Origin of the sequence: Pseudomonas sp. NPDC096925 (genome assembly GCF_044762545.1) — a bacterium.
Taxonomy (GTDB): domain Bacteria; phylum Pseudomonadota; class Gammaproteobacteria; order Pseudomonadales; family Pseudomonadaceae; genus Aquipseudomonas.
Window position 1 is genome coordinate 1 of sequence record NZ_JBIWEM010000015.1, and the last position, 16,180, is coordinate 16,180.

At 64.2% G+C, this 16,180-nt stretch carries 13 protein-coding genes and 1 pseudogene; 4 read left to right on the top strand and 10 right to left on the bottom strand.

Features of this window, described 5'->3' with window-relative positions:
• Positions 1-643: 643 nt before the first annotated feature.
• Positions 644-1,735, bottom strand: coding sequence for an MBL fold metallo-hydrolase (locus tag ACIQYU_RS25715; protein ID WP_233686996.1), 1,092 nt, complete (start codon positions 1,733-1,735; stop codon positions 644-646).
• 130 nt (positions 1,736-1,865) lie between these two features.
• Here ACIQYU_RS25715 and ACIQYU_RS25720 point away from each other — a divergent pair.
• A pseudogene (locus ACIQYU_RS25720) lies at positions 1,866-2,940 on the top strand (diguanylate cyclase).
• A 51-nt stretch (positions 2,941-2,991) separates the two neighbouring features.
• Positions 2,992-5,577 (top strand): EAL domain-containing protein, encoded by a 2,586-nt coding sequence (locus ACIQYU_RS25725; protein ID WP_207832857.1) that lies wholly within the window; start codon positions 2,992-2,994, stop codon positions 5,575-5,577.
• Positions 5,578-5,710: 133 nt separating this feature from the next.
• Here the strand turns inward: ACIQYU_RS25725 and ACIQYU_RS25730 are convergent, their stop codons facing one another.
• Together ACIQYU_RS25730 and ACIQYU_RS25735 are read right to left on the bottom strand one after the other, a co-directional pair.
• Positions 5,711-6,040, bottom strand: a complete 330-nt coding sequence (locus ACIQYU_RS25730) for a DUF2025 family protein (protein ID WP_015271519.1) — start codon at positions 6,038-6,040, stop codon at positions 5,711-5,713.
• Between the two features lie 122 nt (positions 6,041-6,162).
• Positions 6,163-7,071 (bottom strand): LysR family transcriptional regulator, encoded by a 909-nt coding sequence (locus ACIQYU_RS25735; RefSeq protein WP_233686998.1) that lies wholly within the window; start codon positions 7,069-7,071, stop codon positions 6,163-6,165.
• 111 nt (positions 7,072-7,182) lie between these two features.
• On the opposite strand from ACIQYU_RS25735, the gene ACIQYU_RS25740 reads away from it, so the two are divergent.
• Positions 7,183-7,941 carry an SDR family NAD(P)-dependent oxidoreductase gene (locus ACIQYU_RS25740; protein ID WP_233686999.1) on the top strand — a complete coding sequence of 253 codons (759 nt, stop codon included), beginning with the start codon at positions 7,183-7,185 and terminating at the stop codon, positions 7,939-7,941.
• Between the two features lie 81 nt (positions 7,942-8,022).
• On the opposite strand, the gene ACIQYU_RS25745 is transcribed toward ACIQYU_RS25740, so the two are convergent.
• From ACIQYU_RS25745 to ACIQYU_RS25775, 7 genes are all read right to left on the bottom strand, one after another.
• Positions 8,023-8,880, bottom strand: coding sequence for an efflux RND transporter periplasmic adaptor subunit (locus ACIQYU_RS25745; protein ID WP_402802702.1), 858 nt, complete (start codon positions 8,878-8,880; stop codon positions 8,023-8,025).
• A gap of 12 nt (positions 8,881-8,892) precedes the next feature.
• Entirely contained in the window at positions 8,893-9,099 is a 207-nt protein-coding gene (locus ACIQYU_RS25750; RefSeq protein ID WP_207832866.1) for a DUF1656 domain-containing protein, read from the bottom strand.
• A complete protein-coding gene (locus ACIQYU_RS25755) occupies positions 9,086-11,074 on the bottom strand; it encodes an FUSC family protein (protein ID WP_207832868.1) in 1,989 nt (662 codons plus the stop codon). The genes ACIQYU_RS25750 and ACIQYU_RS25755 overlap by 14 nt, the downstream gene beginning before the upstream one ends.
• A gap of 266 nt (positions 11,075-11,340) precedes the next feature.
• Positions 11,341-11,457 carry a cytochrome c oxidase subunit CcoM gene (gene ccoM, locus ACIQYU_RS25760; RefSeq protein WP_003254862.1) on the bottom strand — a complete coding sequence of 39 codons (117 nt, stop codon included), beginning with the start codon at positions 11,455-11,457 and terminating at the stop codon, positions 11,341-11,343.
• A gap of 135 nt (positions 11,458-11,592) precedes the next feature.
• Positions 11,593-11,754: a hypothetical protein gene (locus tag ACIQYU_RS25765; RefSeq protein WP_075046112.1), complete on the bottom strand. Its 162-nt coding sequence runs from the start codon at positions 11,752-11,754 to the stop codon at positions 11,593-11,595.
• A 67-nt stretch (positions 11,755-11,821) separates the two neighbouring features.
• On the bottom strand, positions 11,822-12,151 hold the full coding sequence (locus tag ACIQYU_RS25770; protein ID WP_207832870.1) for an aspartate-semialdehyde dehydrogenase: 330 nt from the start codon (positions 12,149-12,151) through the stop codon (positions 11,822-11,824).
• A 63-nt stretch (positions 12,152-12,214) separates the two neighbouring features.
• Positions 12,215-12,910: a M949_RS01915 family surface polysaccharide biosynthesis protein gene (locus ACIQYU_RS25775; protein WP_207832872.1), complete on the bottom strand. Its 696-nt coding sequence runs from the start codon at positions 12,908-12,910 to the stop codon at positions 12,215-12,217.
• A 163-nt stretch (positions 12,911-13,073) separates the two neighbouring features.
• Here ACIQYU_RS25775 and rapA point away from each other — a divergent pair, with 163 nt between their 5' ends.
• Positions 13,074-15,920, top strand: coding sequence for an RNA polymerase-associated protein RapA (rapA, locus tag ACIQYU_RS25780; protein WP_233687001.1), 2,847 nt, complete (start codon positions 13,074-13,076; stop codon positions 15,918-15,920).
• The last annotated feature ends 260 nt before the right edge of the window (positions 15,921-16,180 follow it).

Sequence of the window (16,180 nt, forward strand, 5' to 3'; positions counted from 1 at the left end):
ATCTCTCGTAGCGGGAGGCGAATAATACAGCGTTTAAAACCGCTGTCAACCTTCATCTCAACCGCCATCGATCATTTGATCGAAGCCCTTTCAGCGCCTTCCGAATCGTCTAACTCGTTGAATTTCAAGGAGTTTGTCGTTCCGTTGCCGCTGGAAGTGGGCGCATTATAAGGGGATTCGAAGGGGCGTCAACCTTTAATTTCAAGAAATTGAAATATAAGAGTGAAAGACCGTATCAAGGCCACCAGGTGCTCGCCACAACACCTTCTGCGCCTATGAGATCGAGCGCCGCCCGCGCGGCGCTTCGCGGGACAAGCCCGCTCCCACATTTGTTGCAACGTGCCGAACCTGTCAGGCCATGGTTGCCTGCCTTGGTGCATGTCTTAAGACTGGTGAGGCGGCGGCAGCGCCAGCCGAGAAATTGAGTCAGACCAACAAGGCTGACATCCATGGCCTAACAGACATGGCCACGTTGCAACAAATGTGGGAGCGGGCTTGTCCCGCGAAGCGCCGCGCGGGCGGCGCTCGATTTCTTAGGCGCAGAAAGCGTCAAGGCGAACACTCGCGAAGCGCCGCGCAGGCGGCGCTCGATCTCACAGGCGCCAGAAGAACAAAGGCAGGCACCTTTCACAACCGCTGACCCTCAGCGCGTCGCTACCACGCGCTCATTCGCCTGCCCCCGCTGACGCACGGGCCGCGGCTGCCACCAGTTCTGCCCGGCGTGCGGAGAGACAAGGCTGACCCGTTCCCCCATCTGCGGCGTGCTCAAGCGCACCTGCGCCTGATTGGCCAGTGCCAGGATGCGTTCGAACGGCTCCTGCCAGCCATGGATGGACAAGTCGAATGTACCGTTGTGAATCGGCAACAGCCAGCGCCCGCGCAAATCCAGATGGGCCTGCAGGCTCTGCTCCGGTTGCATGTGCACATCGGGCCAGGCGACGTTGTAGGCTCCGGTCTCGATCAGGGTCAGGTCGAATGGCCCGAAGCGCTCGCCAATCTGCTTGAACCCATCGAAGTAGCCGGTATCACCACTGAAGAATACCCGCACATCCTCGTCGACGATCACCCATGACGCCCACAAGGTCCGGTTGCTGTCCAGCAGCCCGCGCCCGGAAAAGTGCTGCGCCGGGGTGGCAACGAAGCGTACGCCCTCGACCTCGCTTTCCTGCCACCAGTCCAGCTGCCGCACCTTCGCCGATGCTACGCCCCAGGTCATCAGCCGGTTGCCTACGCCCAACGGCGCCAGGAACACGCCCGTGCGTGGTGCCAGTTGGCGAATGGCCTGTTCGTCCAGATGGTCGAAGTGATCGTGGGACAATACCACCGCAGCCAACGGCGGCAACTGGTCCAGCGCCAGAGGCGGCGCATGGAAACGCAGCGGACCGGCCCACTGCACCGGCGAGGCGCGCTCGGCGAACACCGGGTCGGTAATGAAGAAACGCCCGCGCAACTTGAGCAATACCGTGGAGTGCCCCAGGCGCCACAGGCTACGATCAGGTGCGTCGAGCACCTGTTGGCGGGTCATGGGCTGGAGGCTCACCGGTGTGGCCGGCCGGGTTTCCGGCGGCTTGCGCAGGAACAGGTACTTGAGCCCGATGCGCAGCTTCTTCAATACGCCATCCTGTGGCAACAACGCCTGGTTGTGAAAACGTCCTTCCCGCTGGGGCGCCGGCTCGCCTGCGGGGTTGGCCAAAGGGACCATCAGCAACACTCCGAGCAACAGGAAAGCCTTCATGTTACCCCACAGTGATCGGATCAACCGTGAATTGGCTTGTAAGGTCATTTGTCGTCGATGAAACACTGTTCAACAATATTCATGCGAGTTATGCGATAAACGGCGCTCCGGCAGAAGAACGATGACCAAGATGGATAAACGCAGCGGCAAAGGCCTTTCATTCGTCAAACGCATCTACCTGCCGCGTGTCATCGGCCTGGGGATCGGCCTGTTCAGCGTCATGGCCGCCATGGCCCCGCTGTCACCGCCTACCTGGGCGTGGCTGCTGGTGCTGTTCAACGGCCTGCTGTGGCCGCATGTGGCCTACCTGTGGGCCTCTCGTTCGGCCGCACCCTACCATGCAGAACAGCGCAACCTGGTGCTCGACTCACTGATGGGTGGGTTCTGGACCGCCGCCATGCACTTCAACCCATTGCCCAGCGTGACCGTGCTGTCGATGATGACCATGAACAACGTTGCCGCCGGCGGCAGACGCATGGTCTTTCGCGGGGTGCTGGCCCAGCTGGCCGGCATGCTCGTCGCCATCCTGCTGCTCGGCCCCGGCCTGCAACTGAACGCCACACCTCTGCAGGTCTATGCCTGCCTGCCGATGCTGACGCTCTACCCGCTGGCGCTGGGCTGGGTCTGCTACCAGCTGGCGATCAAGCTCGCCGACCACAAGCGCCGCCTGAGCGCCCTGAGCCTCACCGACAGCCTGACCGGCTTGCTCAACCATGGCGCCTGGAAAGACCTGCTGCTGCTGAAGTTCCAGGCCTGCCAGCAGCAACAAGGGCACGCGGTGATTGCCCTGATCGACATCGACCACTTCAAGACCATCAACGACACCTTCGGCCACGTGGTCGGCGACTGCGTGTTGCGCCAGCTCAGCGCCGAGCTGCGGCGCAACCTGCGCGAAGGCGACCAGGCCGGGCGCTACGGCGGTGACGAATTTTGCGTGATCCTGCCGGACACCAGCGAGGCCCAGGCCTGCCAGGCCATGGAGCGCCTGCGCGAGCGGGTCGCCAGCTACCGCAACCCGCAGTTGCCACACCTGCGCATCAGCCTGAGCATCGGCCTGTCGGCATTCGAGGCCGACCTGGCGTCACCCGAGCACTGGCTCGAACAGGCGGACAAGGCGCTATACACCGCCAAGCATGCTGGCCGCGACCAGGTCAATTTTTGCCCACAGCGACGCCGCGGCGCTCAGGCTGGCCTATCCTGATTGAACCTCCTTCCTGACTACCTGGCGGGAGGCTGCCTGAAGGAGCCGCTCGCGCATGGCCAGGACCGCCAACCCTCCACCCGCTAGCCCTACACCGCGTTTCCAGGTGCGTCGCCTCATTGCCGGCTTCAGCGCAGTTTTCGGCCTGGTCTGTCTGGTCATCCTCGGCGCCCTGTTCAATATCGCGGGCACTCTTGACCACCAGGAGCGCCAGCGCAGTGCCTTGCAGGCGACCAAGGCGCTGGAACAAAGGCTGCTCGCCTCGCGCCAGTTCCTGTCCAGCTACGCCGTTTGGGATGCGGCCTTCGAGCATCTGGCAGGCCAGGCCGACTGGAAATGGGCCTACGAAGAAAAGAACGTGGGCGAGTCGCTGTACAGCGCCAGCGGCTATGAAGGGGTGTTCGTAGTGGAGGACGCACGCACCACCTATGCCTTGTTCAAAGGCCAGCCTACCCAGGCAGCGGCCAATACCTATATCAATGCGGCGCTTCAGCCAATCATCGACCAGGCCCGGGCGGCGGCCGTCCCACGTGAACAGATTACCCGTTTCGTCCTGTTCAACGGTTGGCCGGCCGTGCTCAGTGCCGCGGCGGTGCGCCCGGACCGGGATGTCACCGATAGCGAGGTGAGCCAGGCGCCGGTGATGCTGTTCGTCGACCAGCTCACCGAGGAAAAGCTGGCACAGCTGAGCAGCGCTGCCGGCCTGACCGGCATGCACGTGGAAAACAATGATGTGGGTGAGCACGACCACTTGCGCATCGACCTCGGCGATACCGGCTACCACCTGTCCTGGAGCAGCCCGCTGCCTGGGCACCAGTTGTTGCGGGCAGTGTTGCCGCCACTGGCTGGTGCCTTGCTGATACTCGGCCTGATCATGCTGTACCTGTTCCGTCATGCCTTGCGCAGTTCGCGGGCGATCGACCTCACGCTCGCCCATCTGCAGCAGAGCAACCAGGCCCTGGAGGCCAGCGAGCAGCGTTTTCGCGCAGTGGCCGAGTCGGCCTCCGACTGGATCTGGGAAACCGACCGGCACCAACGCCTGACCTACCTGTCGCAACGCTTTGTCAACGTCACCGGCTACCCGGTGGACGACTGGCTCGGTCAACCGCTCAATCAGTTACTGGCCTGCGATACCACGCCGCTCTCGCCGTGGCTGGATGCCCTGGCCGCGGCCGACCCGCAACAACTGGCCAACCTGCGCTGCACCTACCGCGACCAGAATGGCCAGAACCGCTACTGCCGGATTTCGGCCCGCGCCATCTGGTACGACGGCAAGCCCGTCGGTTATCGCGGCACCGCCAGCGACATCACCGACGAGGTCGACGCCCATGCCCGCATCCAGCACCTTTCGCTGCACGACCCGCTGACCGGGCTGGCCAACCGCAACAAACTCGCCCGGCATCTCGAGCAGGCACTATTGCGCGGCAGCGATTCGCCGCCACTGACCTTGCTGCTGCTGGACCTGGACAACTTCAAGCCGATCAACGACTCCCTCGGCCATGCCGCCGGTGACGCCGTGCTGCAGGAGGTAGCAACGCGCCTGCGCGACAGTACCCGCGATGGCGACATGGTCGCGCGCCTGGGCGGCGACGAGTTCCTCCTGGTGCTCAGCGGCATGGACAACCGCAGTGAGATCGACCGCTTCTGTGCGCGCCTGATCAGCCTGCTGCAGCAACCGATAGTCTTCGATAGCCAGCCCTTGCACGTTGGCGCCAGCATCGGGGTCGCCCAGACCCGCACCCAGGGCTTCGATGCCGGCGAGCTGATCCGCTGCGCCGACATCGCCCTGTACCAGGCCAAGGCCGACGGCAAGAACACCTGGCGCTATTTCGCTGCCGAAATGAACCAGCAGATCCAGTACCGCCGCCAGCTGGAGAACGACATGCGGCGGGCCCTGCGCAACCAGGAGTTCGAGCTGTATTACCAGCCGCGCTACCGCCTCAGCGACCTGCGCATCGTCGCGGTCGAGGCCTTGCTGCGCTGGCAGCATCCGCAGGAGGGGTTGCTTGGGCCGGACACCTTCATCCCGTTGGCCGAGCAGAGCGACATCATTGTCGCACTGGGCCGCTGGGTGTTGCGTGAAGCCTGCCGCACCGCCCACGACTGGCCTGCCGACATGCTGGTTTCGGTGAACCTCTCACCTGCGCAATTCCTGCGCAGCGATGTAGTGGCTGATGTACGCGAGATCCTGCTGGAAACCGCCTTCCCAGCCCAGCGTCTGGAGCTGGAAATTACCGAAAACGTGATGCTCAACGATATTGAAGGTGCGCTGGGTACCATGCTGTCGCTCAAGGAGCTGGGCGTACGCCTGAACATGGACGACTTCGGCACCGGCTACTCGTCGCTTGGCTACCTGCGCACCTACCCGTTCGACAGCATCAAGATCGACAAACGCTTCATCGGCGGACTGAACAACACCGGTGGCAGCGACCGCGCCGTGGTCCAGGCCATCATCAACCTGGGCGAAGCAATGGGGCTTACGGTGACGGCCGAAGGGGTGGAGAGCGAGCAGCAGCTCAGGGCGCTGGCGAAGGACCGTTGCCACGAAGTGCAGGGCTATTACATGAGCCGACCGCTGGACAGTGCCGGGCTGGAGGCGTTGTTGCAGCAGGCAGCCCAGCGCTCGGCACCCTACCCGTAGCGTAGTTTGAAGGCTTGCGCAGGCCCTGTGGGAGCGGGCGCGTCGAGGCGTCGAACCGCCGCGAACACCGGCGAAGCCGGTGCCATCCACCGAGTTGCATTCTTCGCGGGCACGCCCGCTCCCACAGGGATTTTCAGCACAGCTGCCGCAAGCTGCGCTCAGCCACGATTTCCGGCAGGTCGCGCCGGCGCAGGTAGGTGCGTAGCGGTTCACCGATGTTCAAACGGTCATCCACATGCTGCTCCAGCAACAGCGCCAGCCGTTCACGGCACAGGGCCATGCGCTGCCCTTGCTCGGGCCGCCAGACAAACTCGCTGCAGGGCGTAATGCTGGCGTCGGCCACGTCCATGCCGAACGAATCTTCGGAAAAACGCACGATATGCACACCGCGCTTGCCATGAAAACCGACAAAGCCCTTGAGCTGGTCGGCAGCGTTGCAGATGTCCTGGGAAGTGATGGCCATGACGTAACCTCGCAATGAAATCGGAAGATACGCACGCCAGGCGGGGGTGGTTGCCTCTACCGGGCAACTCGTGACTGGCAGCCTAACGCAAGCCGTCGCACAGGTGCCACGCTTTTCATCGATCAGCGGCCACCGTCAACCTGCGAATGCAGCACCTCGCCCAGCCACTGCATGAAGGCCTGCACCCGGCGTGGCACGTGCCGTTGCCGGGCATACAGCAGTGACACGGGCATGGCCGGGGCCTGCCAGCCTTCCAGTACCGAAACCAGCTCGCCGCGCTGCAGGTGCTCGGCCACGCCCACCGCCGGCACCTGGATCAGCCCCAGCCCGGCCAGGCAGGCCGCCGAGTAGGCCTCGGCATTGTTGACCGTGACCACACCGGCCATGGCCTGGAAGCGCAGTTCACCGCCCTGCAGGTATTCGAAACCGGCACTGCGCCCCCCCAGGGTGCGCACGTAATGCACCAGGTGGTGCTCGGCCAGGTCCTGCAGCGTGCACGGCACGCCATGGCGGGCCAGGTAGCCAGGGCTGGCACAGTTGCGCATGCTCAGTTGCCCGACCGGGCGCGCCACCACGTCCAGGTCATGCAGGGCACCAATGCGCATCACACAATCGAAGCCTTCACGCAGCAGGTCGACCTGGCGGTCGGTGCAACTGAGCTCCACCTCCAGGCGCGGGAAGCGCTGCAGAAACTGCGGCAGCGCCGGGATGATGACCCGGCGGGCCATCATGGTCGGCAAGTCGACCCGCAGGCGCCCGGCCAGCTCGGCATCGTCGGCGCAGAACAGGCTCTCGATCTCGTCCATGCCCGACAGCAGGTCCTTGCTGCGCTCGTACAGCAAGGCGCCATCCTGGGTTGCCTGCACCCGGCGGGTGGTGCGGTTGAACAGCTGTGTACCCAGCAAACGCTCCAGCGCCCTGACCTGCTCCGACACGGTCGAACGGGGCAGCCCCAGGCTCTCGGCAGCCAGGGTGAAACTGCTGACCTCGCTCACCCGCACAAAGGTGCGCAACAACTCCAGCTTGTTCACTTGAACCTCGTCTATCCGGTTTTACAGAACAGTATTTCCATATTTTCTGGATTTATCAGCACAACACCGACCAATAACCTGTGCTCATCAGCCCACCATGAGGTTTTCACCATGACCCGCAAGATTGCCCTGATCACTGGCGCCAGCCGCGGCCTGGGCCGCAACACTGCCGAACACCTGGCCGCACGCGGCATCGATGTCATCGGCACTTACCACAGCAAGGCCGAGGAAGCCCAGGCCGTGGCCGCGCGGCTGGAGCAGGCGGGGGTCAAGGCCGCCATGCTGCAACTGGACGTCAGCGACAGCACCAGCTTTGCCGGCTTCGCCGAACGCCTGGGGGCAACCTTGCAGCAACACTTCGGTCGCGAGCGTTTCGACTTTCTGGTGAACAATGCCGGGATCGGCTTGAACGTGCCATACACCGAAACCAGCGAAGCGCAGTTCGACCAGTTGCTGAACATCCAGCTGAAAGGACCGTTCTTCCTCACCCAGCGCCTGCTGCCGCTGCTGGTCGACAATGGCCGCATCGTCAACATTTCCACTGGCCTGGCGCGCTTTGCGCTGCCGGGGTATGCCGCCTATGCCGCGATGAAGGGGGCGATGGAGGTGCTGACCCGCTACCAGGCCAAGGAACTGGGGGCGCGTGGTATTCGCGTGAACATTCTGGCGCCGGGGGCGATCGAGACGGACTTTGGCGGCGGCGTGGTGCGGGACAACCACCAGGTGAATGAATACATTGCCGGCAACACGGCGCTGGGGCGCGTGGGCTTGCCGGATGATATCGGGGCAGCGATTGCGCTGTTGCTGGAAGATGGCAATGGCTGGATCAACGGGCAACGGCTGGAGGTTTCGGGCGGGATGTTCCTCTGAAATCGAGAATCTGGGGCCGCTTTGCGGCCCATCGCATGAGCCTGGCTTGCCGGCGATCGGGCCACGGAGTGGCCCCCTGCCTCATTGCTCATGCACCTGCACACTGGCGGTCATCCCCGCACTCAGGGTCACCCCCTCCGGCACCTGGTCCAGGCGAATCCTCACCGGTATGCGCTGCGCCAGACGCACCCAGTTGAAGGTTGGCTCAACCTCCGGCAGCAACTGGCTGTCCGGGTTGCTGTTGCGGTCGGTGATACCGCGGCTGATGCTCTCAACATGCCCTTGCATCGGCTCGCCCGCGCCCATCAGCCAGACTTTCACCGCATCCCCCACGCGAATGCGCGGCAGCTTGGTTTCCTCGAAATAGGCCTGGATATAGAAGGTTGAATCGTCCACCAAGGCCATCACCGACTCCCCGGTGTTCACATAGTTGCCCTCGGCCAGGCGCAGGTTGGTGATATGCCCGCTGCGCGGTGCCCGCACTTCACTGCGCGCCAGGTTGATCCTGGCAACCTGCAACTGCGCCTGGGCCTCGTGCAGCTCACCGCGGGCTATGGCCGCATTGATCTGTGCATTTTCCCGCAATTCGGCACTGATCGCCTCCGGCCCCAGGGCGGTACGCCGGGCCGCTTCACGCTCGCGCAGGTGCAGTTGCTGGGTGCGGGTCTCGGTCACGGCGCTGGCCTGTTCGAAGGCCGCCTGGAAACGCTCGCGATCGATGCTCATCAGCAGGTCGCCGGCCTTGACCTGCTGGTTGTCACGGGCCTTCAGCTCGCGCACCCAGCCAGACACATCGGGGGCGATCACCACCACATCGGCGCGCACACGGGCATCGCGGGTCCAGGGGGTGAGCATGTAGTACTGCCACAGCTGATAGCCGGCGAACACGGCAAGGGCCACCACACACAAGGTGATCAGGGTACGTACGGCCGCACGCATCGAAACACTCCTTCATAAGGTTCCCAACAGTCGCACCACCAGGAACAACACACAAACGAACAGCGCCGCGTCGAACAGCGCCTCATGCCAGATCCAGCGCCCCAACGGCGTGGCCTGCACCAGCAGACGCAGCAACCCGGTGAGCACCAGCGCCAGCAACACATAAACCAGAAAGGGACTGAACAGCACGCCGCCCACTTCCCACTCACGCAACCCCATGGGCTTCCTCCTGCCAGCGGCACCACTTGCCCCAGCTTTTCTGCAATTGCAGCACCGCCCCTTCGGCCAACCGCAGCGGATCGCTTGAGGGTAGCCGGCGCAAGGCGCCAATGAACTGTTCGCTGGCAGCATCCAGGCGCTGACCACGCCCGGGCGCCGGCCCCTTGGCCAGCACTGCCTCTACCTGCTGCAGGTACTCGCGCTCGGCCCGCCCCAACGGGGCCTGGGCAACCGCCAGGCACATGCGCAGGTGCACCAGTTCATCGCCGATATCCAGGCCGTGCAGGCCATCGTCCCAGCGCTGGCGCTCGCTCTCGGGTAGCTCGCCGGCATGCCGCGCCAGTTGCATCAGGCGGTCGGCCATGCGCCCGCCAAACCAGCTGTCGGCCCCGCGCAGGTCGCGCCGGGTCAGGCGCACCAGGTCGCTCTGGGTCGCCGCGCGCAGGCGCCGGCCCAGCCAGGCCGGGTGGCGAAACACCAACAAACGGAAGGCCATCACCGCCGCCGACACTCCCACCAGCATGGCCAAGGCACTGTTGAGCATGCTGGCCACGCCGAACTGCATGGCGTTGAGCGGCGACACCAGCACGATGAAGTGCAGGCAATAGGAGGTGGCCGTGGCCCCGGTCCGTGGGTGAGCCATGCCCAGTGCCCCAAAAAACAGCGGCACGCCCATGCCCAGGCAGAGCATGGCAAAGCTGCTCCATTGCGGCAGCAGTATCTGCCCGACCAGAAACGCCGCGGGTATCGCCAGGCAGATCCCGCGCAAAAAGCTCAGGCCGATCTGCGCACCGTTCTCGCGGCTGGCGAACAGGCTGCAGACCACGCAGGTCAGCACCAGGCCCCCCGGTGCCGAAGGCCAGGCGGTGGCCAGCCAGAAGCCGCTCATTACCAGAAAGGCCAGCGCACTGCGTGAGCCGAACAGCAAGGCCAGCGACCAGTCGCGGTGCGCGGCCAGGCCCTGGGACACATCCTTGGGCGCCCTGCCCGCTTCCACATCCTCCAGCGCCTGGCTGGCGGCCATGGCGTAATCCAGCAGCAGTGCCATGCGCGCCAGGCAGAAGTGCTCCGCCGGGCTGATCTGTTCATCGTGGGCGGCATCCCAGATGCGCTGGCGCAACAGCAACAGGCTGGGCTGGTCGGGCTTGCCCAGCAGGGCCCGCACCTCCTCCAGCCAGGGCGCCAGGCGTTCGGCTTCGCGCTCATCAAGTTGCCGCCATTGCCGGCGCACCGAGCGGGAGATGCGCAGCAGCACCATCAGTTTCTGGCTCAGGCCACGAATGGCGCGGGCACGCTGGCGCCCGCGGGTGCCTTCGAACCAGGCGTGTTCGCGCTGGCTGTCGATGGCAACGATACGCCCCAGGCTCTCCAGCAAGCCTTTGCGCGCCTCGTCTTCGCCGCCCAACATGGCACTGGCGGCCTGCAGGCCGTTCTGCCAGGCCTGGCGGGCCTGCCCACCCAGTTGCTGCTCTACCCGCATGGGCCAGAGCAAGGCACTGCTGGCGGTGGCACAGAAGATACCCAGGCAGATCTCGGTACAGCGCGCCACAGCCTGGTCGAACACCTGCAAAGGGTGGTTGATAGCCGGCAGGGCGATGATCGCCGCGGTGTAGCCAGCCAGCACGAAGGCATAGGCCCAGGCGCTGCGCAGCTGGGTGGAGGCGGCGGTACACAGGGCCAGCCACAGGGCCAAGGTAAGCAGGAACAGCCATGGGGTCTGGGCGAACAGGCCGATGAACAGCACCGACGCAAACGTACCGACCAGGGTGCCGGCCAGCCGCGCCAAGCCCTTCTGCACCACCATGCCCGACAGTGGCTGGGCGACGATGAAAGCGGTCATCAGTGCCCAGGACGGTTGCTCCAGGCCCCAGCGCATCGCCAGCCACAGCGCCAGGCCACCACCGAGCAGGGTCTTGATGGCGAACTTGAGGGCGAGGCTGCTGGGGGCGAACAGGGCCTGGAGGGTGATGGGCACGAGGCGGACCTTGCGGGGATGTTCTTGTAGAAAAGATAGACAATGATGGGAAGGATAAAGCAGAGACGATTAATTAGCTAGCTAATCATCTTTATGATCGACAGGTCCTCCTGTGCGGACCTCTTCGCGGGCCCCCCCGCTCCTGCAAGCGATCGCGCAAAATCCGAACCCTGTGGGGTCGCTACAGGCAACACAAGAATTTCAGGCAAAAAAAATGGGCGACCGAAGTCGCCCTAAATGCCTTGCGTGCTCGTGTACCCGGAAGGTCAGCGCGGCTTGCGCTTGTTCGAGTCCTTCCAGATGAAAATGCCCAGACCGGCAAAGAAGGCGACCATCAACCCGACCGTTACCACTCCGGCGATAACCACGTTGTCGAAGAACATGCTGGCCTCCCCATTCGTTTGCCGTTGTCCGATGGGTGCAAGTTAACCAATGTGGGGGCGGGAAAAATTGATCGGTGTCAATGGTGCCCGGGGCCGGGCACGCGAGGCGGGTGCAGGGTTGACCTGCGTCAAATTTCAGCGCTTCTTCGGCTTGCCCTTGGGCTTCTTTTTCTTGGCGGTGTTCAACGGCAGGGCCTGCTCGAACGCATTACGCATTTCGTTCAGGCGCTTTTCCTTGAGGTCATGGACGCGCTTGGCGCGTTCAGCATCGAAATCGATGAGGTTGTCTTGGCTCATGGGTGGGCTCGACGATCAACTGAGACTTGCATGATGAAGCCAGGCGCAGGCGCTGACCAGCCCCGCGTCAGACTTCGATGTCTACCAGCAGCCCCTGGCGGACATGCTCGCCCATCAACGGTGCCACCGGCACGGTGTTGTCGGCGTTGACCTCGTCACCCGGCATCGCCGTGTAGCGTTCGTCGTCGCCCTTCTGCCGGCGTTGCTGCTGGCGGCGCTGCTCATCGCGCAGCAGCAACGTCTGCTCCTGCGGGTCACGCTGGTGCTTGAGGTCGATGGCACTTTCACCGGATGCAGGCTGCGTCGGCACCACCGGCTTGATGTCGGGGGTCGGTTTGACCGGGTCCTGTTGCGAAGTCACCGGGGCGGCACTGAGCGGAATGATCGGCGGCAGCATGGACGTTCTCCTATGCCCCCTGTATCGGCAGGCGCGGGTTTACCTTGATGGTACGCACGACACTTATTCGGCTTCTTCGTCAGGGTCGTCGTCGCTTGGCGGGCTGGCTTCGCTCCAGGGCCGCTTGTACACCTGCTGCCAGACCGCGTCCATGTGCTCGCGCAGCACCTGCGGCGCGCCTTTGAGCGAGGCACTGTCCTCGCGCTCACCACCGATCGGCTCTTCACCTGCCGGGGTAATCAGCGACTGGCCGGTGATGCTGTAGCTGGCCTGCCCTTCGCGCATCTCGATGACGATGTCGTGCGGGTCGATACCGCCGCCGCAGAAGGCGTGGCTGGCAACCGTCACCTCGGCGACGCCATCCTTGTTCAGGTCGCCGACATCGCTGACGTCGTTATAGAAGTCCACATCCAGGTCCAGGCCCGGGCAGGTGGTTTCCTGCTCGATCTGCCAGCGCGCCTTGAACGCGTCGCTTTCGGCGGTGCGCCCGTACAGCGTGGCCTTGAGTACCACCTTGTCCACTTCCTGCTCGCTTTCCGGGTCGCTGGCCTGGCCATCGCTGCGGCTCAATACCAGCAAGCCTTCACCATCGCGGTCACGAAAGTGCACGCTCTTGATCGGCGTCTGCACGCCCAGTACCTCAAGCTGCTCCATCGGGATGGCGGGCAAGGTCTCGAAGTTTTTCTGCTCGCAGGCGGCCAGCAGCAACAGGCTGCCCACGGCCATCGAAGTGCTGATCCAGCGGTGCTTGGCAGACATGTTGATCCGGGGCCCTCGTCGGCAGCACGGTGGGGGGCGATGAAGCGGCTAGACTGTTGCACTAGCTTTCGCACTTCGGCACCTTTCGATGCGCTCGGCACTTTGGTCTGACCGGCCGATCCGTTAACATAATCGGCTTTTTCATCGCGGGAGTTCAGGCAGTATGGCGCAGCAGTATCAACCGGGGCAACGCTGGATCAGCGACAGCGAAGCCGAGCTCGGCCTGGGTACCATCCTGGCGCAGGATGGCCGCCTGTTGACCGTGCTCTACCCGGCCACTGGCGACACCCGCCAGTATTCCCTGCGCAATGCGCCGCTGACCCGCGTGCGCTTCTCGCCAGGTGACCAGATCACCCACTTCGAAGGCTGGAAGCTGACCGTGCGCGAGGTCGAGGACATCGACGGGCTGATGGTCTACCACGGCCTGGACGGGCAAAACCAGCCGCGCACCCTGCCAGAAACCCAGCTGTCGAACTTCATCCAGTTCCGCCTGGCCAGCGACCGCCTGTTCGCCGGGCAGATCGACCCGCTGTCGTGGTTCAGCCTGCGCTACAACACCCTGCAGCACAACAGCAAGCAGATGCAGTCGGCGCTGTGGGGCCTGGGCGGCTGCCGTGCCCAACCCATCGCCCACCAACTGCACATCGCCCGCGAAGTCGCCGACCGCAGCGCGCCGCGCGTTTTGCTGGCCGACGAAGTGGGCCTGGGTAAAACCATCGAGGCCGGCCTGGTGATCCACCGCCAACTGCTGTCTGGCCGCGCCAGCCGCGTACTGATCCTGGTGCCGGAAAACCTCCAGCACCAGTGGCTGGTGGAAATGCGCCGCCGCTTCAACCTGCAGGTGGCCCTGTTCGACGCCGAACGCTTCATCGAAAGCGACGCCAGCAACCCGTTCGAGGATGCCCAGCTGGCGTTGGTGGCCCTGGAGTGGCTGGTCGACGACGAAAAGGCCCAGGACGCGCTGTTCGCCGCCGGCTGGGACCTGATGGTGGTGGACGAAGCCCACCACCTGGTCTGGCACGAAGACCAGGTCAGCGCCGAATACGGCCTGGTCGAACAGCTGGCCCAGGTGATCCCGGGCGTGCTGCTGCTCACGGCCACCCCCGAACAGCTCGGCCAGGACAGCCACTTCGCCCGCCTGCGCCTGCTCGATCCCAACCGTTTCCACGACCTTGCCGCCTTCCGCGCCGAAAGCGAACACTATCGCCCGGTGGCCGAAGCCGTACAGGAACTGCTCGACGAAGGCCGCCTGTCGCCCAAGGCCCACGCCACCATCCAGGGCTTCCTGGGTGCCGAAGGCGAAGCCCTGCTGGCCGCGGTCAACGACGGCGATACCCAGGCCAGCGCGCGCCTGATCCGTGAACTGCTCGACCGCCACGGCACCGGCCGCGTGCTGTTCCGTAACACCCGCGCGGCGATCCAGGGTTTCCCTGAGCGCCAGCTGCACCCTTACCCACTGGCCATGCCCGAGCAGTACCGCGACCTGCCAGCAGGCGAACATGCCGAGTTGTACCCGGAAGTTGCCTTCCAGGCCCAGGGCGAGGTGGCCGAGGACGAGCGCTGGTGGCGTTTCGACCCGCGCGTCGACTGGCTGATCGACACCCTGAAGATGCTCAAGCGCACCAAGGTGCTGGTGATCTGCGCCCATGCCGAAACCGCGATGGACCTGGAAGATGCCCTGCGCGTGCGCTCCGGCATCCCGGCCTCGGTATTCCATGAAGGCATGAGCATCCTTGAGCGCGACCGCGCCGCCGCCTATTTCGCCGACGAAGAGTTCGGTGCGCAGGTGCTGATCTGTTCCGAGATCGGCAGCGAAGGCCGCAACTTCCAGTTTGCCCACCATCTGGTGATGTTCGACCTGCCGGCGCACCCGGACCTGCTCGAACAGCGCATCGGCCGCCTCGACCGTATCGGCCAGAAGCACACCATCCAGCTGCATATCCCGTACCTGCAGGACAGCCCGCAAGAACGCCTGTTCCAGTGGTACCACGAAGGCCTCAACGCCTTCCTCAATACCTGCCCTACCGGCAACGCCCTGCAGCACCAGTTCGGCCCGCGCCTGCTGCCGCTGCTCGAAGGTGGCGAAAGCAAGGCCTGGGAAGCCCTGGTGGCCGACGCCCGCAGCGAGCGCGAACGCCTGGAAGCCGAACTGCATACTGGCCGTGACCGCCTGCTGGAGCTCAACTCCGGCGGTGCCGGCGAAGGCCAGGCGTTGGTCGAGGACATTCTCGAACAGGACGACCAGTTCGCCCTGCCGATCTACATGGAAACCCTGTTCGACGCCTTCGGCATCGACAGCGAAGACCATTCCGAGAACGCCCTGATCCTCAAACCAAGCGAGAAGATGCTCGACGCCAGCTTCCCGCTGGGCGACGACGAAGGCGTGACCATCACCTACGACCGTGGCCAGGCGCTGTCGCGCGAGGACATGCAGTTCCTCACCTGGGAACACCCGATGGTGCAAGGCGGCATGGACCTGGTGCTGTCCGGCTCGATGGGCAACACCGCCGTGGCGCTGATCAAGAACAAGGCGCTCAAACCCGGCACCGTGCTGCTTGAACTGCTGTTCGTCAGCGAGGTGGTGGCACCGCGTAGCCTGCAGCTGGGCCGTTACCTGCCACCGGCGGCACTGCGCTGCCTGCTCGATGCCAACGGCAACGACCTGGCATCCCGCGTGGCCTTCGAAACCCTCAACGACCAGCTGGAAAGCGTGCCGCGCGCCAGCGCCAACAAGTTCGTCCAGGCCCAGCGTGACGTGCTGGCCCAGCGCATTGGCAGTGGCGAGGCCAAGGTCATGCCGGCCCACGTCGAGCGCGTGGCCGAAGCCCAGCGCCGCCTGACAGCGGAAGCCGACGAAGAACTGGCCCGTCTGGTCGCGCTGCAAGCGGTCAACCCGAGCGTGCGCGACAGCGAGATCGAAGCGTTGCGCAAGCAGCGCGAAGAGGGCCTGGCGATGCTGGACAAGGCCGCACTGCGCCTGGAAGCCATTCGCGTGCTGGTGGCTGGCTAATACAGTTCAGAAACCGCCGCCTTTGTGGAAGCGGCCTTGTGTCGCGAAAGGGCCGCAACGCGGCCCCAGAATTGAAGCGCAATAGTTGAAATTGCCGGGGCTGCTTTGCAGCCCTTTCGCGACACAAGGCCGCTCCCACAGGGGGCCAATTTTCAGAACCCACGTACATATTCCAGGCTGCGATCAGGTTCATAACCAAATCGTAGAAATCAATGTGCTATTAGTCAGGAAGGCTTAAACACCTCTTCCTATACTGCCTC

Coding starts and splice junctions, on each gene's coding strand:
- rapA (WP_233687001.1), top strand. CDS start 13,074: ATGGCGCAGCAGTATCAACCGGGGCAACGCTGGATCAGCGACAGCGAA.
- ACIQYU_RS25770 (WP_207832870.1), bottom strand. CDS start 12,151: ATGCTGCCGCCGATCATTCCGCTCAGTGCCGCCCCGGTGACTTCGCAA.
- ACIQYU_RS25740 (WP_233686999.1), top strand. CDS start 7,183: ATGACCCGCAAGATTGCCCTGATCACTGGCGCCAGCCGCGGCCTGGGC.
- ACIQYU_RS25715 (WP_233686996.1), bottom strand. CDS start 1,735: ATGAAGGCTTTCCTGTTGCTCGGAGTGTTGCTGATGGTCCCTTTGGCC.
- ccoM (WP_003254862.1), bottom strand. CDS start 11,457: ATGTTCTTCGACAACGTGGTTATCGCCGGAGTGGTAACGGTCGGGTTG.
- ACIQYU_RS25750 (WP_207832866.1), bottom strand. CDS start 9,099: ATGGGGTTGCGTGAGTGGGAAGTGGGCGGCGTGCTGTTCAGTCCCTTT.
- ACIQYU_RS25725 (WP_207832857.1), top strand. CDS start 2,992: ATGGCCAGGACCGCCAACCCTCCACCCGCTAGCCCTACACCGCGTTTC.
- ACIQYU_RS25765 (WP_075046112.1), bottom strand. CDS start 11,754: ATGAGCCAAGACAACCTCATCGATTTCGATGCTGAACGCGCCAAGCGC.
- ACIQYU_RS25745 (WP_402802702.1), bottom strand. CDS start 8,880: ATGCGTGCGGCCGTACGTACCCTGATCACCTTGTGTGTGGTGGCCCTT.
- ACIQYU_RS25775 (WP_207832872.1), bottom strand. CDS start 12,910: ATGTCTGCCAAGCACCGCTGGATCAGCACTTCGATGGCCGTGGGCAGC.
- ACIQYU_RS25730 (WP_015271519.1), bottom strand. CDS start 6,040: ATGGCCATCACTTCCCAGGACATCTGCAACGCTGCCGACCAGCTCAAG.